Origin of the sequence: Breznakia blatticola, assembly GCF_004365815.1 — a bacterium.
Lineage (GTDB): Bacteria > Bacillota_I > Bacilli_A > Erysipelotrichales > Erysipelotrichaceae > Breznakia > Breznakia blatticola.
Genome location: NZ_SODD01000039.1, coordinates 1 through 23,916, shown reverse-complemented (window position 1 = coordinate 23,916; position 23,916 = coordinate 1). Strand labels below are relative to the sequence as shown.

The window sequence follows — 23,916 nt, the reverse complement described above, 5'->3', positions numbered from 1 at the left end:
CGGGGCTTTTATGTGCCATTGATGACAATTTAATAATTAAGGTTATTATGAATGTAAATTTACTCTTGACAATGGTCACTTCATAACAGGAGAATAACTATGAATGCATCACACACCCATATAACACACACTTTACTGTTACTTCTACTTAGCATACTCATTGGTATTAGTGTCAGCATAATCGATACCATTTTTGGTAAGATATTATTACTTATTAGTGACTTTCGAGTGGAACACTTTATCTATTTAATACCCTTTCTTGCATTTGTTGGGGCGATATTTACTTACATCTATCAACGATATGGTTCCTCTGCGACAAAGGGAATGACACTTGTTTTTGAAACCACTGATAAAAAAACAAATGAAACATCCATTCCTTTACGCATGATTCCCTTTTCAATTGTGGGTACTTGGCTTACTCACTTATTTGGTGGAAGTGCTGGACGTGAAGGTGTTGCCGTTCAACTTGGTGCAACCATATCCAATCATCTAGGAAACATTTTCCACTTAGATAATGATCGTAAAACATTTATCGTTATTGGGATTGCCGCTGGGTTTGCTGGATTATTTGAAACCCCAATTGCAGCTACCTTCTTTGCCACAGAAGTTCTTATTGTCGGTAAGTTATACTACAAAGCAATTCCCTTTGCCTTAGTTGCAGCTTTTAGTGCAAGCACAATGTCATCATATCTTGGTTTAGAGAAGTTTAGTTTTGTACTTCAAGATCAAGTTCCATTCTCACTTATGCTTATTGTGAAACTCATTGCCATTGGTATCTTATTTGGTCTAGTTGGAGCAGTCTTCGCAAAACTATTACAACTATCAAAAACCTTTTTTGCCAAACATTTTCCTAACCCAATCATCCGTATCATCATTGGCGGAATATGTATTTCTATTGCTTCTATACTTTTATATAGTGGACGTTATTCTGGTTTAGGGACAAACCTAATTAACGATAGTTTTCTAGGACATACGATTTATGATTATGATTGGATCATCAAAATCGGACTAACCGTTATTACCATAGGGGTTGGTTTTCTTGGTGGTGAAGTGACTCCTTTATTTGCTATTGGTGCAAGTTTTGGTGTTGTTCTATCTTCTATTTTCCAATTGCCATTTACGTTTGTGGCAGCTTTAGGTTATGCAAGTGTCTTTGGGAGTGCAACACGTACATTTCTTGCTCCATCCTTTATTGGTACAGAAGTCTTTGGATTTAGTTATCTACCCTATTTCTTACTTGTATGTACTGTTGCCTATTTAGTCAATCAAAAGTATACGATCTATAGCGCACAAAAGTATCATGCTTCATAACGCAAAACATGCACATCCAATTTTGGACATGCATGTTTTTTATTTGTCTGATATGAGTTGTTTTACATAATCATTTGCTGGTGCTTGTTGAATGGCTTCAGGTGTATCGTATTGCGCGATTTCTCCATGTTCCAAAACAATCACTTTAGTTCCAAGTTTCAATGCTTCACGAATATCATGCGTAACAAAGACAATCGTCACACCTGTTTGCTCATGAATTCTTTTGATTTCATCTTGCAACATATGACGGGTAATATCATCTACTGCGCCAAAGGGTTCATCCATAAGTAATATTTCTGGACTTGCAGCTAGTGCACGAGCAATTCCAACACGTTGTTGTTGCCCTCCTGATAATTCATCAGGATAACGATCGAGTAAATCTCTTTCTAAGCCAACTACTTGAATCCATTTTTCAACAGCCTTTCTTGTACGTTGCTTATCTTTCTTATTTAATAAGTTTGGTACATACGCAATGTTATCTTCAACATCCATATGTGGAAATAATCCACTTCCTTGAATCGCATATCCAATGTTACGACGTAAACTTATTAAATCTTCTGTCGCGATATCTTTTCCTTCCACATATACACTTCCTGCATCTAATGGAATCAATCCATTGATCATTTTTAAGATGGTGGTTTTTCCACTCCCACTAGAACCAATAAGTGTCACAAATTCTCCCTTTTCAATTTTTAAATTCAAATCAGGAATGACTACATGGTCTCCATAGGATTTTCTTGCATGTTTAAATTCAATAATCGTATTCAAGAAAACCACCTCCTATTCCTTTAGTAGCCCAAGTTCATCTAAGAACTCTTTAGCTACTTGTTTTGGTTCTTTTTTATTAACCTCAACTTCATAATTCAAACGTGCCATTGTTGAATCACTTATTTTATTTTCTAATTTATCCAAGATTTCTTTAAGTTCTGGATATTTCGTTAATGTTTCATTACGTACCACATTGTATGCCATATATGAAGGGAAGAAGTTTTTATCATCTTCTAGTACAACAATTCGATCATCATTTAATTGACCATCTGTTGTAAATACGACGATGACATCCACATCTCCTTGTTGGATACTTTGGTATTTTAAGCCAATATCCAAATCCACCGTTTCTTTAAAATTGAAATCATATGCACTTTGTAGTGCTTCATATCCATCTTCACGTTCATAGAAATCATACTCTGCACCAAATGTTAATTGTGGTGTGTATTTGGCAAGATCACTATATGTTTTGATGTTGTATGCTTGGGCAATTTCTTTAGCAACAGCAATACCATAGGTGTTGTTGAATCCATAACCAGAAACCCAAGAGAAATCATATGCTTCTTTGTATTTATCTTGTAGTTCTTTAAACATGGACTCATGATATATACTTTTTTCTTTTAAAACCGCATTCCATCCTGTCCCTGTATATTCTGGATATATATCAAATTCACCTTTTTCCATTGCCGGTTGAATATTGCTTGTTCCTCCACCAACACCTTCAGTGATTTCTACAGTAAGATCACTTTCTTGTTCGATTAATATTTTTAGTGCTTCACCAATGATCATCTGTTCCGTCATTGGTTTTGTGGCTAAGTGAATCACTTTATCCGTTTTCCCAAATATGTTACTAAACAACATTGCAAACACTAATAAAATAACAACCGCCGCACTTGCAATTTCTACGAACATCTTTCGTTTTGCATTTGGACGACGTGCAGTTAGTGCTTTTTCTAAACGACCAAAGATAAAGTCCATAAAGAATGCTAATAAGGCAATCAGTAAACTTCCTGCAAAAGTCATAACTGCATTATTAGTTGTAATTCCTCGATAAATAGCAACCCCTAATCCTCCAGCTCCAATAAATGAAGCAATACCCGTTAAGGCAATCGTCATGACAACCATATTACGGAATCCTGACATGATGGTTGGTAATGCTAATGGTAGTTTAATTTTCCATAATATTTGCATCTTTGTACTACCCATCCCTTTGGCAGCTTCAATGATTGCAGGATTAATATTGGTAATTCCTGTATGGGTGTTTCGAACCATTGGTAATAGTGCATATACAACAAGGGCAATAATAACTGTTGTATTTCCAATACCCGAAAATGGAATTAAAAATCCTAATAGTGAAATTGACGGTATTGTATATATAAAATTGACAATCCCAATCACTATATTACTACTTTTTTGGTGTTCACTAATCCATATCCCTAGCAGCAATCCAAGAATGGTTGCAATCAATATGGCAATTAGTGATATTTGCAAATGTTGAAACACTAAATTCAAGAAAAAATCTGCGCGATCATGAAATAGCGTCAACACATCCATTATAAAATCCATGTACCCTTTCCTCCTTTTTGTTTATTTAATCATATATGATTTGAAACTATTTTACTTGTCAAATGCTCAATATTAAAAGGTGTCTACATACTTGTAAACACCTTGTTTTTTTCAATACAATTTCTATTTCTCAATAAATAAATCTTTTTTTTATCTTTGCACACGTCCAGATCCATCGCCCAACGCCAATGTATTTACATCTTCAACACTCACCAAATTAAAATCACCTTGAATCGAGTGTTTTAAAGCACTTGCTGCTACTGCAAATTCAATGGAATCTTGTGCATTATACTTATGAAGTAGTGCATAGATTAAACCACCACCAAAGCTATCACCACCACCGACACGGTCAGTAATGCGTAAGTCATACTTTTTAGAAAAATATGCTTTACCTTTTGTATATAACATAGCTGACCAACGGTTATCGGATGCGCTAATAGACTCTCTTAACGTAATTGCAACGTGACTGAAATTGAAACGTGCTTGCAGTTGCTTAGCCACATCGATGTAACCTTCATGGTTAATTTCTCCACTTGTAATATTTGTGTTTGATGCATAAATATCAAATACATCTGCTGCATCTTCTTCATTAGCAATGCAAACATCCACATAATCGCATAATTTGCTCATTACTGCATTTGCTTCTTCTTTTGACCAAAGTTTTTTACGAAAGTTTAAATCACAAGTAATCATAATTCCTTTTTCTCTTGCTTTTTCACAAGCAGTTAATGTAATATCTGCAAGTTCTTTTCCAAGTGCAGGCGTAATTCCAGTAAAATGAAATATATCTACTCCTGTAAAAATTGTATCCCAATCAAAATCATCTTCTGTAGCTTTCTGCATAGCAGATCCAGCACGGTCATAAATCACCTTGCTTGCTCTTTGTGATGCCCCTTTTTCTAGGTAATAGATTCCAACGCGATCCCCACCGCGTGTAATCATAGAAGTATCCACACCATATTTTCTTAATGTATTAACAGCACATTGGCCAATTTCATGTTTTGGTAACTTTGATACAAAAGCCGCATCCACTCCATAATTTGCTAGAGACACCGCAACATTTGCTTCTCCACCACCAAACGTAGCTTCGTAACTATCCGTTTGAAGGAACTTTAAATATCCGTATGGGGCAAGACGTAACATAATCTCACCAAATGTAATAACTTTCATAATTTTACACCTTTAATTTTTTTCACTAAATTTGTTGCTTCTTTAACAAGAGCAGTAATTTGTGAAAAGTTCTTTTCATTAATTAAGTTTTCTTTTACCATCCAACTTCCACCGCAACAAATAATATTCGAACATGATAAATACTCTTCTAAGTTTTTTTCGTTAATTCCACCTGTCGGCATGAATTCCAACTGAGAGAATGGAGCACTTAATGCTTGAATTGCTTTTACTCCACCACTCGTTGCAGCAGGGAAAAACTTAACAACTTCAAGTCCAAGCGTACATGCTAATTGTGCTTCCGATGCAGAAGTTACACCTGGAATAATTACATAGTCTTTTGCTTGGCAATATTTGATTAAACTCTCATTAATACCTGGAGAGATTAAAAAATCTGCACCTGCTTGTATTGCTTGATCTGCTTGTTCATTTGTTATTACAGTTCCAGCTGCAACCAACATATCTGGATATGCTTTTTTAATATTTGCAATTGCTTCGCTTGCACAAGTTGTTCGAAATGTAATTTCAGCAGCAGGTAAACCACCAGCAATTAGTGCTTTTGCTAATGGAATTGCATCCTTACTTTGATTTATTTTAATTACTGGCAATATGCCACATTTTAGAGTTGTTTCTTTTATTTTATTTATATTCATCATATTTTCCTTTTTAACATTTTTTACTTATTGCTAAATATAGTTTTGCTATATTGTATCCAGTGAATTCCATGCACTGTTCACCTGTAATAAGTGCTTCATCTAAGCTACTAATTTGATTTAATATAGAAACTGCAGCTGTCATTCCGACTCCGTACATTTCATCTATATTCAAATCGACACTGCCTGCTAAGGCAATAACTGGTATATCCTTTTGTTTTGCTTCATTACAAATTCCAGCAATGACTTTTCCATGAATTGTTTGTTTGTCTATTTTACCTTCACCAGTAATAATTAAATCAGCATCATCGATTAAACTAGAAAAATTTAATACATCCTTCACATAATCTATCCCAGCGATATTTTTTGCTCCTAACGCATATAATGCACCAGATAATCCTCCTGCTGCACCGGTTTTTTCAACCAATGCGATATCCTCCCCAGTTGATTGTTGAATAAATAGGCTAAATTCTGACAAATACGCTTCTAAATCTTTTTCCATTTGATTTGTTGCACCTTTTTGTTTTCCGAACATATAGGTTGCTCCAGTTGGTCCAATATACTTTGCATCCACATCACAAAGCGCACTTATTTGAATTCCTTTTAATTTTTCCTTTGCTTTTTTAAATGATTTTTTTGCTAATGATAATGCTGAAGACACATTCTTAACATCACAAATAGGGACATCGCCTAGTGCACAAATGCAACCAAGGCCACCATCATTCGTTCCCGTACCACCAAGTCCAATAACTATGTGCTTTGCTCCTTTATCAACTAACTTCGAAATCATTAACCCTAATCCGTATGTTGTTTGCAGTAATGGATTTCTATCTTCTTTTTTTATAAGAGTTAATCCACAAGTGTCTGCGGATTCAATGATTGCTGTTTTTGATTTTTCTACCCATCCATATCTAGCTTCGATCGGTTTTCCAGTTAACTCAAACGTATACATACTTTCTATGTTTCCTTGTAGAGTAGGAAGAATAGAATCCAGAATCCCTTCTCCACCATCGGACATAGGAATAAGTATCGGCAAATAATCATTCCCAAACACGCGATCAAACCCCCGTCTTGCTGCTAAACATGCGTGATGTGCAGACATGCTTTCTTTAAATGAATCACACGCAAATACAACCTTTATCATTTCCTATCACACACCATTATCACATCATCAATAGTCACGTTTTTTTCAATTTCTAATCTCTTGGTTATTTTATTTTCGCTTATTAAAATAACCATAGTTGTCAAATCAATTTGTTTTTGCTTCAAAAAATTCGCATCTCCTTCCATGAGAAGCATTCCACGTACTACCTCATCACCTTCATTTACATGAACATCTATACCCTCACCATCTAGAGTAACTGTATCTAAACCAAAGTGAATTAATAACTCTAGGCCTTCACCCGTCGTAATTCCAATTGCATGTTTTGTCTTTGCAACCATTGTTACTTTTCCATTTAACGGAGCGGATATTTTCAGCTCATTAGGTTCAATCGCGAAACCATCACCCATCATCTTCGATGCAAATACTTCATCCTTTACATTTTCTAATGCTACATATTTACCATTCATTGGTGAATACACATTTTGACTCTTCTCTTTTTTTAAAAATTTAAACATAAATCTCCTCTTTTCTTAAAATAATAAATATATGTATAGTGGTATAGTCACCACTGAAATAAGCGTAGTTAATGATATGCATATAGTTGATATTCGCACATCTATGTTATATTCCATTCCTAACATCAGCGCCAATGAACCCGACGGCAACATGAAAGAAAACATTAGCAACTCTTTCATGAACGTACTCACATCTATACACTGAACTATAAGGTATCCAAGTATTGGAAAAAGTAAAAGTTTTAGAAAAAGCAATTTACACAACGAAAACATCTCATTGCTTGTAATTGAAGAACTAAGATTAATATTCACACCTACTACAATCATACTTAGTGGCACTGTCGCATCTCCAAGCAAATCGAATACTCCTGTAAGAACAGTTGGAAGTTGAATACTTGTAAAAAAGCAAATTAAACCCACAAATGATGCCAATACACCAGGAGATAAAAATAGTTTTATATAACTTCTTAGATCTTTTTTTATTGAATCTTTGCTAAGCAAATATACTCCATACGTGTATATAAGAAGATTGAATGGTAAATGCATCACAGTAAATACAAACACTGCATATTCACCATACATAACCCTTAAGAGTGGATAACCGATAAACGCAATGTTCGAGAAAACCAACATAATCTGGTATATAGAACTTTGATTGTCCTTTTTAAAAAATAAATGAATTACTATTTTTACAATGACAATGAAAACAGCATACAGAAAAACTCCAAGTACTAAACAAATGATCATATCAGAATTATCAAGTGTGCTTGAACTAACCGAGGATGCAAGAACCATTGCTGGTGTAAGTATGTTTGCAACAATGTATGAAATAGGTTTTGCACTTTGTTCATTTAATATATTTTTACTTTTTATATACACTCCAATTAGTATAAGTACAAATAATTGGAGCATTGTTTTTAATAAAACACCAAAATCCATTTTTTCTCCTTTCATTTTGAGTATGGTATAATTTATATGAGGTAACATATGAACGATATTAGATCTATTCCTGTAGACAACTTAAATAAAAGTGAATTAAAGATTTTAGATTATATATATACACATGTTGATGACGTACATTCAATGAGTGTTCAAGAGTTTGCAAATGCAGTCAACTTCTCACCCTCATCTATCATTCGTTTTTGCAAGAAAATTGGTTTTTCAGGATTTGCCGAACTCAAATTCTCATTAAAAGCCCCAAATGAAAGAAACGAACCATCTGTCATTGAAAATACAAATATTAATCGTATACTTTCTGATTTATCTTACGATATTGATGGCACAATGAGAGTTCTAAATGAAGGTGATATAGCAAAGGCTGTAGATTTATTAACTACAACACAAAGTATCCATTTGTTCGATAGTAGTGGTCTAACTGGAGTCATTGTTGATTATGTTGAAAAGTACCTATTTACTATCGGACGACAAAATGTTTATAAATATGACGCAGAACATCAACTCAAACACGTTGTAGAAAAACTTAGCCATAATGACTTGCTTTTGATGATAAGTGCAAGTGGAAATTTTGGACCTGCATTTGAAATTGTTAAAACTGCTAAATTTCATAATATTAAAGTTTTATCAATTACACCTTTTCAGAAAAACAATATTGCTGCTTTATCTGATGTTAGTCTTCGTTTTTTTACATACCAAAGAAAAAATATAAATACAGACTTTACATCAAGATTACCCATTTTCTATGTAGTAAACGATTTGTTGCAAACCTATGTGGCTTCGCTACAAGAATCGGAGGTGCATCATGATACAAATAATTGAAAAAGCATACACATTACAGCTAACAGAAAGCGAACGTGAACTTTTGACATATTTGCACGAAAATATTGAAAGTATCCCTTACATGAGTGCTCAAAAAATAAGTGAAAATTCATTTGTCTCTAGTGCAACTATGACTCGTTTTTGTATTAAACTTGGTTTCTCTGGTTTTCATGATTTAAAATATCAAATCAAGCAACAACTCTTACAAGCTGAAGGAAATGCAAGTAAATCAAATATCATTACGCTGTTTAATAAAACAACGGAAGATGTAGATATCCATTCTCTAGAGAAAATTCTTTCTTTTATCAAATGTGATAGTTCTTTATACATCCATGGGAGCGGTCTTAACTATATTTGTGCTAAATATTTGCACGTAAACCTTACAACAGCTGATCGTCCATGTATCTTAATTGGAGATCGCCATGTTTTATATAGTTTGAGTGAGTCAATGCAAGAAGGTACTCTCTTTATTATCTTTAGCGGTGATTCTTCGTACGACAGATACAAGAAACTAGCAGAAAAAATACATCAAATGAAAGGTATTCTAATTCTAATAACAACGAAGAAAGATTCACGACTAGCATCATATTGTGATGCTGTCTACTGCGTAAAAGAAGATAATTTCATGTACCATGATAAAGAAATTAACCCACGTATTGGGATGCTAACTATCACACAAATTATTATTGAGATGTATAGTTCTGCATATATGTTAAATAATAAGTAAGAGCAACTTTCGTTGCTCTTTTTTTTACCTTACTGCCATTGCTGATTTCACAGCATTTGCAACTTTTTCTACTTTTGGTCCATACACTACTTGAATATGTGTTTCCGATGGTTTGATGATTCCTGCAGATCCAGTTTTTCTGAGTAGTTTTTCGTCTACTTTTGACATGTCAACTACATCTACTCTTAATCTAGAAATACAATTGTTCACAGTTTTTATATTTTCATATCCACCTAGACCTTCTATTACCATAAGTCCAATTGGATCTCCTAGTGCTTTTTCTTCACCTTCTAAATACTCTCCTTCAACTACCTCTTCTTCCTCTACATCAATAGACAAAGATTTTTTTGTAAGATACCATTTGAAAGTAAAGTAGTAAATTGGCATATAAAATAATCCAACAATTACAATCCAATACCAGTTTGAACCAGGCTGTAAAACACCCCAAATAAAGAAATCAATGACTCCCCCTCCGGTATTCCCAACGATAACTCCCAAGACAGACATAAGCATAAATGATATACCACCCATTACTGCATGAAATAAGAATAAAGGAGGTGCAATAAACATAAACGCAAACTCAACTGGTTCAGTAATTCCTGAAATTACACAAGCTGCAACTCCAGCAAGAAGTAAAGCTTTTACTCTTGCTTTCTTCTCTTTTGGCGAGGTTTTATAAATTGCAAGTGCAGCTGCTGGTAATCCAAACATCATAAACGGCATTTTCCCTTGTCCTAAAAACTGAGTAAAAGGACGCATTGTTTCGATAGGAACTTTATCAAAAAATTGTAAGAATATGTTTAAACATCCCTCAACTCCTTCATATATCCCACCTACAGCAGTTGTTCTAAATACACCATTTAATACATGGTGAAGACCTGTAGGTATTAATAGTCGTTCTAAGAAACCAAAGATAAACACTCCAAATGCTCCTGCTTCTCCAATTGCAGTACCTAGTGCATTAATTCCCATTGAAACTGGTTCCCATACTATTGGCATAACTTGTCCAAGTAGTGCAGCTACTAATATTACAATAATTGAAACAAATCGTTTTCCTCCATAAAATGCAATCGCAACAGGAAAGATAATTTTATGAAATCTATTGTGTAAAGCTGCTACTACTACCCCTATAAGAATTCCCGCAACAGCCCCCATATCTACAGTTTCTACACCTAGAATAGCTGAGATTTTCATGGCACTAAAATCCATAATTCCTGAACTTATCATTACACTCGAACTTACTAAGAAAGTATAGTATCCGATGAATCCAGCAAATGCTGCAATTTCTTTATCTTCCTTTGCCATTCCAAATGCAATTGACATTGCAAATAAAACTGGAATTAGAGTAAACACAACACCAGAAACTTTGTTCAACATAGTAATGATATAACTTACTCCACCATTTGATAGGAATGGTAATACTTCTATAACTTGTGGTTTTAACAACGCAGCAGTTAATCCAAGAACAATACCACAAGCAGCCAATGCTGCAATAGGCATCATCAAACTACGGCCAAGCGCTGATAAAAAATCCATAATTCTTCTTTTCATATTTAGACCCCTTTTATATTTTGTTTAGTTATTTCAAATCTGGCCACATTCCTTTGTTTGCTTCAATTAATGCATCAAGAATCTTTCTTGCTTTTTTACCATCATTAATCATACGATTTAAAGTGAATGCCTCCAATGCTTTTTGATATGACTTTTCGAAGTATGCATCAGCAATTAGTTTTTCACATGATACTTGGTTTACTAGCAACCCAAGATTAAACTGTGGAATATTTCCTACACGCATCGGTCTTGGACCGTTTGTTCCAAGTTCACATACTACTTCAACCATAGCATCATCTTGCATGTTATTAATTGCTCCGTTATTCTCTACAATTAAAATGTGGCGGTTATTTTTGTTATAAGCAATGGCTTCTGCAACGTTGATCATCATTTCTGCATGCGCATCACTAATATCATCAAATTTGTCACCTAGTGTTCCAGCGGCAATTACTTCTTTACACTCAGTGAATACACGTTTTTCACGACCTGCCATTACTTCGTCGGCACGTGTGAAATCTGGATTTAGATGAGAAGCTTTGTATTCTGGATATAAGTAGTATTGATTGTACGTATTTGGTAAAAACTCTGGATAATCTTTCATCAGTGTTTCTACCATTCCATATGTATCTAACCATGATGGATCACGTTGTTCTGCATCCTGTGGTAAGAATCCATTTTGGCTAATTAAATCCTTAATTTTAGGCAATAAATCTTCTCCTGTATTTATATCATAAATATGTGTAAACCATCCGTAGTGATTTAAGCCGAAGTATACTGGATCTAACGTTTCCCAATCAACCCCTAACAATCTACTGCATGAACGAACTACATTTTCTGGTTGATCACAAATATTTAAGATTCTCTTATCATTTGGAAATTCTCTACGTAATGCTTCTGCTACAATTGCTGCAGGATTAGAGTAGTTTAAAATCCATGCTGCAGGTGCAAATTCTCTAATATCATGTACTGCCTTGATCATATCAACCACTGATCGAAGACCATATGCCATTCCTCCTGCTCCACATGTTTCTTGACCAACCATTCCCATAGATAAAGGAATATGTTCATCTTTAGCACGCATCGGTAACCCTCCTGCACGCATTTGCATAAATACAAAATCCATTCCTTCATATGCTTCTTTAACATCTGTTGTATATACAAATTCTAATTCAGGAAATTTTTCATTAAATAAAATCTCTCCGAATTTACCTATAATGTCTTGACGTTCTTTGTCGATATCGAATAATACTAATTTTTTTAGCGGGAACTGTTCTCTCATTCTCACAAATGACTTTAAGAATCCCAAAGTAAATGTACTTCCTCCACCAACAATACATACGCTAAATTTTCTCATAATTACTAATCCTTTCTCTGATTTATTCAACGGCCTTTTGAATACAATTGCAATATAGCACTTACACAGAAAAATGAAAACACTTTAATAAACTCTTGATTGTAAACCCTTACAACTGAAATTATTTACAAAAACGGAATTTTTTTCATAAAGAAAAAGGGATTAAAAACATCCCCTTAACCGTTATTTAATATATCCACCTTTCATCGGTGATACTGCATTTTCTGTATATGTCTTTAGTACCCCATGTGTATACTTACTCACCCTCTTTTGCCAACGCTTCATCCTTTGTTCTAAAATACAATCCACTTCATGAGGCGAACATTCAATACCGTTTACTCCAATTATGTTCAATGAGCGATTAAGTATGTCAATTTCAACAATATCATCATTCTCAATTAACGCTATTGGTCCACCATCAACCGCTTCAGGCGAAACATGACCAATTGCTGGACCTTTACTTGCTCCAGAAAACCTTCCATCTGTAATTAACGCAATTGTAGTTGCTAAAATTGGATCAGAGGAAATCGCTTCGGTTGTATAAAACATCTCCGGCATTCCACTGCCTTTTGGTCCTTCATATCGAATAATGACTGCATCTCCTGGGTGAATATTTCTAGTAATTACCGCATCCATCGCTTCTTCTTCTGAGTTGAATACACGAGCACGTAATTTTGCATGAAACATCTCTTTAGGAACTGCCGAATGTTTAACAACAGCACCTCCGGGTGCAAGATTACCTTTTAAAATAGCAATAGTTCCATTCACTCCAATCGGATTATTAATATTATGTATGATATCACTTGGTTTAAGTTTCCATTCCTTAAGATACACTTCTGCCTTTTCATAAAAACTATTTCGTTTGCAATCTTCTAAATTTTCTTTGAGCGTCTTCCCAGTAACAGTTTTAACATCTAAGTGTAAAAACTCTTTAATTTCTTCCATAACACGAGGAACTCCACCAGCATAGTAGAAGAACTGCGCCGGCCATTTACCTGCTGGGCGAATATCTAGTAAATATTTAGCATTCTTGTGCATTTGATCAAACATTTCTGCATCAAATTCAATACCGAATTCATTAGCAATTGCAGGAATATGTAAAAGACTATTTGTCGAACCTGATATTGCAGCATGAACCATAACCGCATTTTCGAAGCTTTCTTTAGTAACTATATCACTAGGTTTCCACCCTAACTCCACAAGTTTCAGAACTTGTTCACCAGCCAATCTTGAAATTTCCGATAAATCTTCAGATGTCGCAGGCATCAAGGCACTTCCTGGCAACATTAAACCCAAAGCTTCTGCCATAATTTGCATTGTTGATGCTGTCCCCATAAATGAACAAGCTCCGCACGATGGACAGGCATGCTGTTTATAATACGTCAATTGTTGCTCACTGATTTCACCACGCTTACACATCGCACTGTATGTACCGATTTGTTCCAAGGTAAGTAAATCTGGACCCGCATCCATCACCCCACCCGTCACTACAATACTAGGAATATTCACTCTACCAACACCCATCAAGATTGCTGGTACGCTTTTATCACAACTTGCAATAAAAACTCCACCATCAAAAGTAGTAGCATTAACATGAATTTCTATCATATTTGCAATCATGTCTCGACTTACCAAAGAGTAATTTATTCCATCATGACCTTGCGCCATTCCATCACAAATATCTGTAACATAGTATTTCGCGGCTTTTCCGCCACTATTATTCACAGATAACTCCGCATTTCGAACAAGTTCATTCAAATGTGCACTTCCCGGATGACTATCACCAAATGTGCTTTCAATAATAATCTGCGGTTTTTCTAAATCTTCACTACTCCATCCCATTCCCATTCGTAATGGATCCATTTCTGGAGCAATTTTTCTAATTTCTTGACTTTTTAATGACATTTTCTTTCCTCAACTTTCTGTTAAGGATTTGTAATTTATGAGATATAAGAAGTTTATCACAAAGATTTAAGTTTTTCATCAATTTGTTTCTTATATTATTTATATTAAAAACGGTACCTTCGCAGATACCGTTTTATTCTATTATTCGTCGATCGGTTCTTGATTGTCAGACATCAGTCCAACACGTTTGTAGATTTCATCTACATTTTTAAGTTGATACATTGGATCAAAACAGTCATCAATTTCTGCTTGTGTAAGTGTTTCACGCACTTTTGGATCAGCTTCCATTAATTCCTTAAATGGGATTTTATTCTCCCATGATTTAATCGCATTTGGTTGTACTGTGTCATATGCTTGTTCGCGTGACCAACCTTTTTCAATTAATTTCAACATAAAGCGTTGTGAGAAAATCACGCCATATGTCTTGCCAATATTTTCTAACATGTTATCTTCAAACACCGTTAAATTAGCAAGGATGTTTGTAAAACGACGTAACATGTAATCTAATAATTCTGTAGCATCTGGTGCAATGATACGTTCCACACTTGAGTGTGAGATATCACGTTCATGCCATAAAGGTACATCTTCATATGCACTTAACATATACCCACGTAATACTCTTGAACATCCAACGATGTTTTCTGAACCAATTGGGTTACGTTTATGCGGCATTGCGCTACTTCCTTTTTGTCCTTTACGGAAGTATTCTTCTGCTTCACGTACTTCTGTACGTTGTAGATGACGAATCTCTGTTGCCATTTTTTCTAAACTACTACCAATTAAAGCAAGTGTCGCAAAGTATTCTGCATGACGGTCTCTTTGCAGTGTTTGTGTTGAAATCTTTGCTGAATCAATTCCCAGCTTGTCGCAAACATAGTCTTGAACAAATGGTGGCGTATTGGCAAATGTTCCAACCGCACCAGAAATTTTTCCACATTCAACTCCTTTGGCAGCTTCTTCAAAACGTTTAAAGTTACGTTTCATTTCTTCAAACCAAAGTAAGAACTTCAAACCAAAACTTGTGATTTCTGCATGTACCCCATGCGTTCTTCCCATCATCGGTGTATTTTTATAGCGAAGCGCTTGGACTTTTAAGACATCCATAAACTCGCCTAAATCTTTATAAAGAATTGCATTTGCTTGTTTGTATAAGTAACCATATGCTGTATCAACAACATCTGTACTTGTTAGTCCGTAGTGCACCCACTTCTTTTCTTCACCTAAAGTCTCACTTACTGCACGTGTAAAGGCAACAACATCATGACGTGTTTCTTTTTCAATCTCATAAATTCGATCAATGTCAAATGATGCATTGTCCCAAAGTTTTTGCACATCTTCTTTTGGGATTTCTCCCATTTCACTCCATGCTTCACAAGCCAATATTTCAACTTTTAAATATGCATCAAACTTGTTTTGTTCACTCCAAATTTCACGCATTTCCGGTTTCGAATAACGATCTAACATAATTTACGCATTTCCTTTCATATCTTTTTTTCCAATATCTGAGCGATAGAATAGTTTATCACATTTGATTTTCTTCACATCTGCATACGCTTTATCATAAGCTTCTTCAAGTGTGCTTCCTACACCAACAACGATCAGTACACGACCACCATCAGTCACGAAGTTTCCATCTTTGTATGCACTTCCCATGTGATATACCAAACCTTCGACTTCATCCAGTCCAGTAATAATAGCTCCTTTTGTTGATGAGGCAGGATAGTTTTCACTAGCCATAACCACACCAAGAGTTACCATGTCATCCCATTCTAAATCCATCACTTTTTGATCCATGATATTGGTAATTACTTCAATGAAGTCACTACGTAATCTTGGTAATATAACTTCCGCTTCAGGATCTCCAAAGCGAGCGTTAAATTCAATGGTTTTGATGCCATCATCTGTTAGCATCAATCCCCCATATAAAAATCCAGTAAACGGTACGCCTTCTTCTTTCATACCTTTTGCCATTGGAACCATAATCTCTTGCATTGCTTGTGCAACAATTTCAGGTGTAATTTTACGTACTGGTGAATAAATACCCATTCCACCAGTGTTTGGACCTTCATCATTATCATATGCACGTTTATGATCTTGCGAGATTTCCATTGGAATCACAATATCATTGCAAACAAAACTCATGAGTGAGAACTCAAATCCTTCCAAACATTCTTCAATAACCACTTGGTTACCTGGAATATCAAAGGCAATATCGAGTGCTTCAAGTGCCATTTCCATCGTTGTGGCAACCGTCACACCTTTTCCTGCTTTTAAACCATCCTCTTTAATCACAATTGGCACACCTTGTTGGCGCACATAAGTAACTGCTTCATCTTTTGTTGTAAATGTTTGGTAAGCAGCAGTTGGAATATTGTATTTCTTCATCAACTTTTTCGCAAAGTCTTTACTTGCTTCCACTTGTGCTGCAGCTTTACTTGGACCAAAGATTTTCAATCCTGCTGCTTCAAATGCATCTACAATTCCAGCTGCAAGTGCATCTTCAGGACCTACAATTGTTAATCCAATTTCATTTTCTTTTGCAAATTCAATCAACGATTCAAAATCATCTTGTGCAATATCCACTTGTGTTGCAACATTGCGCATTCCATAACTTCCTGGAGCTACGAATACTTCTTCTACAAGACGTGAACGATGTGCTGCATCTGCAATCGCGTGTTCTCTTCCACCTTTTCCAATGACTAGTACTTTCATTATCATTCTCCTTCATCGGTTCTATTTTACTTGATTTGCTTCACAATCACAATATAAGACGAAACAAATACATATACAATTTACAAATATTTACAGTTCCAATCAATTGTCAATTTATAAAATAGGTTGTAAACTGAAAGCAAGTAAAGTAGAGAAACAAAAGGGAGTAAGTTTATGATTGAAATTTGTTTGTGTGAGGACAATCAAAGAACAAGAGAAAGAGAAGTTGAATTTCTCGAAGACTTTGATAAAAAACATAATGTAATGATGCAATTATCGACGTTTAAAACCGCAGAAGAATTGTTGTTTTTTCTTGCGGATCATTTAAAAGAAGTTGATATCTTTTTATTGGATGTATATTTACCAGACATGAGTGGGATCGAGCTGGCTAAGAAAATACGTAATATGGGCTCAGATGCCCAGATCATCTTTATTACATCAAGCAAGGACCATGTCTTTGAAGCATTTGATACCATGCCACTTCATTACATTACAAAAGATACATTTTATAGTGGAAAGCTAGAAGATGCATTATTAAAAGCGATTGAATTACGAAATACGCGGTCACCGCAATTTACATATAAAAAACGTGGAAGTGATCACTTTGTGGACACAAATGATATTTATTCATTTGAAATCAATGGTCGAGTTACTATCATTGACACGACACATGGAGTCGACGATTTTTATGGGAAGATGCAAGATCTAGAGGAAGCTTTACCAATGGATAGCTTCTTACGTGTGCATCGTTCATTTATCGTAAATATGAAACACATCATTCGGTTTTCTCCAACGATGATTACCTTGCGTAATGGAAAAGAAATACCGATTGGAAAATCATATTATGCAAATAGTCGCGGTGCATTTACAGATTATTTAAACAAAAGAGGTAAAGCATGAGTTTAGAAAAACAGGGTGTTGTGATTATCATGTGGATTGTGTATTGCTTATATGCCTTTCATTGTATGCAACGCGTATATCCACGACGAGTCAGTCTACCTATCTACTATGCAGCCATCCTGCTAGTATATCCAGCAACGTTATTCTTTGAGTTCCAATTTGACTATCCAGTGCAAATACTCATTTCGTTTATTGTGATATACATCTTAATTTTTGCCTTATTAAAAACACCGCTCTGGGGTCGCTTGTTTTTTACCACGGAGTATGTTCTTATTTATGTATTTACACAGTGTATTATTTCTTCATTGAACGCCATTGTGACTGGTGCTTCTTTCTACTCGATTTTCTATCGAGACGTAGCAAGCAAACCGATACCATTTTTCAGTTCACCGATTATCAGTATCTTTATGTATGCATTCGTTAATCATCTCTTGCGCGAGTTTAACATTTTTCGAATGTCACACTATAAGAAACTTAGAGAAATACTAACTACACTATTATTAATTTATGGAGTGATCCTACTTTGTTCAACTGCAATATATCAAGTAGACGATAATGATATCTTTATTCCAATCTATCACTTGACGATTGCCTTGCTATTATTTTCAACATATATTTGGATCTTTTTATATCAATACAACAACATTTCCTATATGGAAAGTGCACGAGATAACAATCGCTTATTACATTTAATTGATACCCAAAAAGTTCACTATAAGAAGAATGTTGATTATATTCGTTCTTTACGTAAAGTTAAACATGATTATCACTGGTTATTATATGAGCTTACTGAAAATAGTGAGAATTTAGATCATGAGCAATTACTTGCACGTCTGCAAGAACAATATGATTCTATTGATGCAAACTATCATCAATATTCAAATGACTTGTTAATTGACTCTATTATTTCTGAAACATCAGAGGTTTGTGAGCAACATGGAATCACCTTTGATTGTTCACTAAACATCCCAAAAGATATCGATTTTAGTGAAGATGAACTTTGCTTTTGTGTAGCAACTTTCTTAAATATGAGCATTGATAAAATCATGTCGAGTAACACAAAAGAAAAAGCATTACGTATTCATGATCAAAATAGTGAATACTGGTATGTAATGAACTTTGAATTAAGTGCAGATGATGTCGAACTAAGCGATAATCCAAATGTTCAACCTGATTACGTATTAGCTGATGAGATTATGGAAGCACATGGTGGATATCTACAATTCGATTACGACAAAGATAAGCAAATTTTACGTGCTACTGGTGTTGCACCTAAAGCATTAAAAAATCCAACGATACAAGCCTCATAACTTGTCCGTTGGATTTTCTTTATATATTGATGATGTATGGATCTTTCCATAAAACAATTTCATTTGCTTTAAGCGATGCTTGTACATCAATAATACGTTGATTACTTGAACCTTTGTATAACAATGTATAGGCACATAGCGATTGTATAAATTTTCCATCGACAAGTACATCGATTTCCTTAAGCAAGTCATACTTGCTTTCAGTAGCTAATAACTGTTCATAAGTATATCCGCTATATGCCCAAACATTGAAACTCTCATTTCTAACTTGCCTAACAATATCAATAAGTGCATCTGCTTGATCAAAAGGTTCTCCTCCTGATAAGGTAAGACCCTCTTGTAGTTGATTTGCTTTGATTGCTTTTACAAGTGCATCAACATCATAGAGTTCTCCGGCTTTTGCATCCCATGTTTCTGGATTATGACAACCAGGACAACCATGCGGACACCCTTGTGTCCATAAGACAACGCGTAACCCAGGTCCATCTACAATGCTATCAAATTGTAAAGGAGCAGCAAGTCGTATTTGTTTAGACATTGTGTTTAACGCGGTCTTTTTCCTCAGCTTTTTTACCATCATTGAAACGATCAAGCGTTCCTACCAAGTATCCTGTGATACGACGAATACGGTCGAATTTAATCGAACTTGTGCTTTCATCACGTCCACATTTTGGACAGATGTGTCCGTCAATCACACCAGAGAATCCACAAACTGTATCACGGTCCACTGGGTGGTTAATACTTCCGTATCCAATACCGCTTTCTTTCATATGGCGAACTACACGTTCAAATGCTGCTAAGTTTTTCACTGGATCTCCATCAAGTTCTACATATGCAATATGTCCTGCATTTGTAAGTTCATGGTAAGGTGCTTCAATTGCAATTTTTTCTTGCGCACTAATTGGGTAATATACAGGAACGTGGTTTGAGTTCGTATAGTAATCACGGTCTGTTACCCCACGAATATTTCCATATTTTTTACGATCAATACGTGTAAAACGTCCAGACAATCCTTCAGCAGGAGTCGCAATAACCCCAAAGTTTTGTCCATATTTTTTACATGCTTCATCACATTTAGTACGCATGTAACCAATAATTTCTAAACCAAGCTCTTGTGCTTCTTCACTTTCTCCATGGTGTTCACCAATTAAAGCGACTAAACATTCAGCAAGTCCAATAAACCCAATCGAAAGTGTACCTTGTTTTACCATTTCTTCAAGTGTGTCATTCCAGTCTAATTTCTCAGAATCAATCCACACACCTTGTCCCATTAAGAATGGGAAGTTTTTCACTTTCTTATTTCCTTGAATCATTGCTCTTTCTAATAATTGAGAAATTACCGTTTCAAGTTCTTCATCTAGTTCTTGGAAAAATGCACTGCGATCGAAGAAACCTTTTTCACCAACGACTCCATGTTTAATTCCCAAACGAGGTAAGTTGATGGTAGTAAATGAGTTGTTTCCACGACCTACTGGTGTGTTTTCTCCATTTACATTACTAATGACACGGGTACGACATCCCATTGTCGCAATTTCACTTTTGAAATCATTTGGATCATAGTATTGAAGGTTAAATGGTGCATCCACAAAGACAAAGTTCGGGAATAAGCGTTTTGCACTTACACGAATCGCTAATTGGAATAAATCATAGTTAGGGTCTTGTGGGTTATAGTTTACACCTTCTTTTACTTTGAAGATAAGAATTGGGAAAATCGGAGTTTCTCCATTTCCTAAACCTGCTTCTTGTACAAGCAATAAGTTCTTCATCAAGATTCTTCCTTCAATTGAAGTATCTGTACCAAAGTTAATACTAGAGAATGGTACTTGTGCACCAGCTCTTGAATGCATCGTGTTTAAGTTATGGATAAATCCTTCCATTGCTTGGTAAGTTGCTTTATCCGTTTCTTCACGCGCTTCGTTATATGTATATGTCGTAATCTTTTCAACCATTGCATCATCGATTGCAAATGTTGATTTTAAATATGCTTTTAATGCATCTGCATAATCATAATCCATATCCAAGCTTGGTAATTTACCTGTTTGCTTTTCAATGTTTTCTAAATCTTCTTTAATATTTTTATCACTATTCAATAATAGTTTTACAGCAATTTGTAAGTTATGGTTGTAGCGTTTTCTAAATGTTTTTGCCACACCTTTAGCTAAGTAGTAATCAAATGCTGGAATACTTTGTCCACCATGTTGATCATTTTGGTTACTTTGAATTGCAATTGCTGCCAATGCTGCATAACTTGAAATATCTTGTGGTTCACGTAAGAATCCATGACCTGTTGAAAATCCACCATGGAATAATTTATCCAAGTCAATTTGGCAACAAGTTAACGTTCCCATATTCATAAAATCTAAATCATGAATATGAATATCTCCAGCTTCATGCATTCTTGCATATTTTGGATTAATCACTTGTGACAAACAGAATTCTTTACTTACTGCACTACCATATTGCAACATCGTTCCCATGGCTGTATTTCCATCGATGTTAGCATTGTCACGTTTCATATCGCTATCTTCTGCGTCACTATATGTAATCTCTTCAATTGATTTCATTAAGCGTGTACGTAAGTTACGAATACGACTACGTTCAGAACGGTAAATAATATACGCTTCACTAGTTCTTGTGTGGTTTGTTTCAATCAATACACGCACAACTGCATCTTGCACTTGCTCCACAGTTGGTGTGGTATTGTGATACACACTGTTCAAATATCCAGTTACTTGATCAGTTAAGCGTTCTGCTTGTTCGTAATCTGCTTCTGTCCCATCTTCTTTAGCCACAGCACTTGCTGCTAAGTAAATTGCTCTTGTAATCTTTTCAGGTACAAATGCAATAATTCGTCCATCTCTTTTTTGAATATTTTCAATCATATGTATGCCTCCCATTTACGACTTCCGTACCAATATTATAGTACATATACAACAACTTTTTTCTTGAAAAGCATCTTTTTTCTTTCAGGAAAATGTAAAGTTTTTGTTTTCTTTCACAAACAAAAAAAGCAACCGAAGTTGCTAATATAAATTACGTACTCGATCCAAATAACTGTATTTACGATAACGTACGAATTTCACACGCTTGTTACTCATCTTACATTCAATGCGTGAGACATTATCTAAAGATAGGTTTTTATGGTCGTAGCAAATGAAACTATTTGTGAAGTCATCGCCAACAAAAGTAACCTTACGGTTTTCTTGTAGTAAGTATGGCACACGTAAGGAACGATGTTTACTATCTTGAATACCAGCAATTTCTGTTAATTGCATTACACGTATCCCGCTATCAATTACAGCACCATCCAAAGAACGGTTATATGCTGTTGATCCTGCTTGTGTACTTAGACACATTCCATTACCTTTAAACGTTTCAAAGAATTCATCATCAATATAAATATCCAATACTTGTGTACGTAGAATATTCTCAACTCGAATTTCATTTAGCGCATATACCGTATAATCATTAACATTGGCTTCTAGTAAATAGGAACTAAATACCTCATAAACATTGTCATCAATAATATCTTGGATACAACGGTCTACCTCATTTTCCGTGTAATCGGTAAAGAAACCTAATGTACCTGTATGGATTGCCACAAACTCAATGGACTCTAATTGATGAAGATAATGGTGTACTGCACTTAAAATCGTTCCATCACCACCAACACAAACAACTAAATCGGGTTGCTCTTCATCCACAACGTAGTTGTGTGCAAGCAAACGTTCTGTTATTTTTGTTTTAATATTTTGTGACTTCGCATCATTTTTTACAAATACAGAAAATTTTCTCATAAGCAGATCCTTTCTTTATGACATCCCACAGTTTCGTACTGTATGTTCATATTAATCATACCATAACCACCCTAAAAAGATATGGTTATGTGCATTCCATTTGATGAAGCAAGTCAGTATCTGTGGTATGATATAGCTATGAAAACACATATCGAAAAAGAATATAAAATTCTAGTAACAAAAGAGCAATTTGATCAGTTGATCACAAATTATCCAGAGATTGACTTCATCACGCAAACGAATTATTACTATGATAACAAAAACTATGAGATCATGAAACAAAAAGGAGCGATGCGGATTCGTGAAAGTGCTGGAACCAACCTCTTTACCCTTAAAGAAATTAAGGGAGACGATTTAATTGAATACGAACAAATGGTAGATACTGTTGATGCATCCGTATTTGAAGACAAGCAAATCCAAAAGGTACTAAACAAATATCATCTAGAAGGACCTTTTGAACTTGTTGCTACATTAACCACAAAACGCGCAATGTATGTGGGAGATGGCTACGAACTTTGTTTTGATATCAGTACCTATGGAGATGTTACAGACTATGAAATTGAATATGAGTATACACAAGCGCATGATGGTCTAACAAACTTCAATGAAATACTTGCGAAAGTGGGGCTGACATACACATCAAACGCCCCTGCGAAAATTGTTCGTGCTTTGTCTAACAAAGGTCTTGATTTTTTAATTCAAAACTTGACTTTAGAAGTTAAAAAAGCATAAAAAATGGCTAAGCCCTTTATTCATAAGGTTTTAGCCATTTTTAGTTTCACACTTTTTTGTAGTGTAT

The 23,916-nt window shown here is 35.1% G+C and carries 21 protein-coding genes; 6 read left to right on the top strand and 15 right to left on the bottom strand.

Annotation, left to right across the window (positions count from 1 at the left end):
- Positions 1 to 99 precede the first annotated feature (99 nt).
- Positions 100 to 1,311 (top strand): chloride channel protein, encoded by a 1,212-nt coding sequence (locus tag EDD63_RS09285; RefSeq protein ID WP_134170736.1) that lies wholly within the window; start codon positions 100 to 102, stop codon positions 1,309 to 1,311.
- 39 nt (positions 1,312 to 1,350) lie between these two features.
- Here the strand turns inward: EDD63_RS09285 and EDD63_RS09280 are convergent, their stop codons facing one another.
- The 7 genes from EDD63_RS09280 to EDD63_RS09250 form a co-directional block, all read right to left on the bottom strand.
- Entirely contained in the window at positions 1,351 to 2,079 is a 729-nt protein-coding gene (locus tag EDD63_RS09280; RefSeq protein ID WP_134170734.1) for an ABC transporter ATP-binding protein, read from the bottom strand.
- Between the two features lie 12 nt (positions 2,080 to 2,091).
- A complete protein-coding gene (locus EDD63_RS09275; RefSeq protein ID WP_134170732.1) occupies positions 2,092 to 3,645 on the bottom strand; it encodes an ABC transporter permease/substrate-binding protein in 1,554 nt (517 codons plus the stop codon).
- 150 nt (positions 3,646 to 3,795) lie between these two features.
- Positions 3,796 to 4,815, bottom strand: a complete 1,020-nt coding sequence (locus EDD63_RS09270; RefSeq protein ID WP_134170730.1) for a sugar kinase — start codon at positions 4,813 to 4,815, stop codon at positions 3,796 to 3,798.
- The gene (locus tag EDD63_RS09265) at positions 4,812 to 5,468 is read right to left on the bottom strand and encodes a bifunctional 4-hydroxy-2-oxoglutarate aldolase/2-dehydro-3-deoxy-phosphogluconate aldolase (protein ID WP_208318318.1); all 657 of its coding nucleotides are present in this window, start codon (positions 5,466 to 5,468) and stop codon (positions 4,812 to 4,814) included. The genes EDD63_RS09270 and EDD63_RS09265 overlap by 4 nt, the downstream gene beginning before the upstream one ends.
- A 10-nt stretch (positions 5,469 to 5,478) precedes the next feature.
- Entirely contained in the window at positions 5,479 to 6,609 is a 1,131-nt protein-coding gene (locus tag EDD63_RS09260; protein ID WP_134170728.1) for a glycerate kinase, read from the bottom strand.
- Positions 6,606 to 7,085 carry a PTS sugar transporter subunit IIA gene (locus EDD63_RS09255; protein ID WP_134170726.1) on the bottom strand — a complete coding sequence of 160 codons (480 nt, stop codon included), beginning with the start codon at positions 7,083 to 7,085 and terminating at the stop codon, positions 6,606 to 6,608. The genes EDD63_RS09260 and EDD63_RS09255 overlap by 4 nt, the downstream gene beginning before the upstream one ends.
- Before the next feature lie 15 nt (positions 7,086 to 7,100).
- Positions 7,101 to 8,024, bottom strand: coding sequence for an AEC family transporter (locus tag EDD63_RS09250; RefSeq protein WP_166667606.1), 924 nt, complete (start codon positions 8,022 to 8,024; stop codon positions 7,101 to 7,103).
- A gap of 48 nt (positions 8,025 to 8,072) precedes the next feature.
- Between EDD63_RS09250 and EDD63_RS09245 the strand changes: the two genes are divergently transcribed.
- Both EDD63_RS09245 and EDD63_RS09240 read left to right on the top strand, forming a co-directional pair.
- Positions 8,073 to 8,861: a MurR/RpiR family transcriptional regulator gene (locus EDD63_RS09245; RefSeq protein WP_134170722.1), complete on the top strand. Its 789-nt coding sequence runs from the start codon at positions 8,073 to 8,075 to the stop codon at positions 8,859 to 8,861.
- Entirely contained in the window at positions 8,845 to 9,588 is a 744-nt protein-coding gene (locus tag EDD63_RS09240) for a MurR/RpiR family transcriptional regulator (protein ID WP_166667605.1), read from the top strand. The genes EDD63_RS09245 and EDD63_RS09240 overlap by 17 nt, the downstream gene beginning before the upstream one ends.
- A 24-nt stretch (positions 9,589 to 9,612) precedes the next feature.
- Here the strand turns inward: EDD63_RS09240 and EDD63_RS09235 are convergent, their stop codons facing one another.
- From EDD63_RS09235 to purD, 5 genes are all read right to left on the bottom strand, one after another.
- Positions 9,613 to 11,139: a PTS transporter subunit EIIC gene (locus EDD63_RS09235; RefSeq protein WP_134170718.1), complete on the bottom strand. Its 1,527-nt coding sequence runs from the start codon at positions 11,137 to 11,139 to the stop codon at positions 9,613 to 9,615.
- 28 nt (positions 11,140 to 11,167) lie between these two features.
- A complete protein-coding gene (locus EDD63_RS09230; RefSeq protein ID WP_134170716.1) occupies positions 11,168 to 12,493 on the bottom strand; it encodes a 6-phospho-alpha-glucosidase in 1,326 nt (441 codons plus the stop codon).
- Positions 12,494 to 12,676: 183 nt separating this feature from the next.
- Entirely contained in the window at positions 12,677 to 14,398 is a 1,722-nt protein-coding gene (gene ilvD, locus EDD63_RS09225) for a dihydroxy-acid dehydratase (protein WP_134170714.1), read from the bottom strand.
- Positions 14,399 to 14,539: 141 nt separating this feature from the next.
- A complete protein-coding gene (purB, locus tag EDD63_RS09220; protein WP_134170712.1) occupies positions 14,540 to 15,862 on the bottom strand; it encodes an adenylosuccinate lyase in 1,323 nt (440 codons plus the stop codon).
- 3 nt (positions 15,863 to 15,865) lie between these two features.
- A complete protein-coding gene (gene purD, locus EDD63_RS09215; protein WP_134170710.1) occupies positions 15,866 to 17,110 on the bottom strand; it encodes a phosphoribosylamine--glycine ligase in 1,245 nt (414 codons plus the stop codon).
- 174 nt (positions 17,111 to 17,284) lie between these two features.
- Here purD and EDD63_RS09210 point away from each other — a divergent pair, with 174 nt between their 5' ends.
- Positions 17,285 to 18,010, top strand: coding sequence for a LytR/AlgR family response regulator transcription factor (locus EDD63_RS09210; protein WP_134170708.1), 726 nt, complete (start codon positions 17,285 to 17,287; stop codon positions 18,008 to 18,010).
- Positions 18,007 to 19,320 (top strand): ATP-binding protein, encoded by a 1,314-nt coding sequence (locus EDD63_RS09205; RefSeq protein ID WP_134170706.1) that lies wholly within the window; start codon positions 18,007 to 18,009, stop codon positions 19,318 to 19,320. The genes EDD63_RS09210 and EDD63_RS09205 overlap by 4 nt, the downstream gene beginning before the upstream one ends.
- Positions 19,321 to 19,339: 19 nt before the next feature.
- Here EDD63_RS09205 and nrdG read toward each other — a convergent pair whose 3' ends face one another.
- The 3 genes from nrdG to EDD63_RS09190 all read right to left on the bottom strand — a co-directional run bounded on the left by nrdG (position 19,340) and on the right by EDD63_RS09190 (position 23,117).
- Complete coding sequence (nrdG, locus tag EDD63_RS09200) at positions 19,340 to 19,858, bottom strand: anaerobic ribonucleoside-triphosphate reductase activating protein (RefSeq protein ID WP_166667604.1); 519 nt, start codon at positions 19,856 to 19,858, stop codon at positions 19,340 to 19,342.
- Positions 19,851 to 22,202 carry an anaerobic ribonucleoside triphosphate reductase gene (locus EDD63_RS09195; RefSeq protein WP_134170704.1) on the bottom strand — a complete coding sequence of 784 codons (2,352 nt, stop codon included), beginning with the start codon at positions 22,200 to 22,202 and terminating at the stop codon, positions 19,851 to 19,853. Before EDD63_RS09195 ends, nrdG begins: the two co-directional genes overlap by 8 nt.
- Before the next feature lie 141 nt (positions 22,203 to 22,343).
- Complete coding sequence (locus tag EDD63_RS09190) at positions 22,344 to 23,117, bottom strand: NAD kinase (protein WP_134170702.1); 774 nt, start codon at positions 23,115 to 23,117, stop codon at positions 22,344 to 22,346.
- An 87-nt stretch (positions 23,118 to 23,204) separates the two neighbouring features.
- Between EDD63_RS09190 and EDD63_RS09185 the strand changes: the two genes are divergently transcribed.
- Complete coding sequence (locus EDD63_RS09185; RefSeq protein ID WP_243833759.1) at positions 23,205 to 23,849, top strand: CYTH domain-containing protein; 645 nt, start codon at positions 23,205 to 23,207, stop codon at positions 23,847 to 23,849.
- The last annotated feature ends 67 nt before the right edge of the window (positions 23,850 to 23,916 follow it).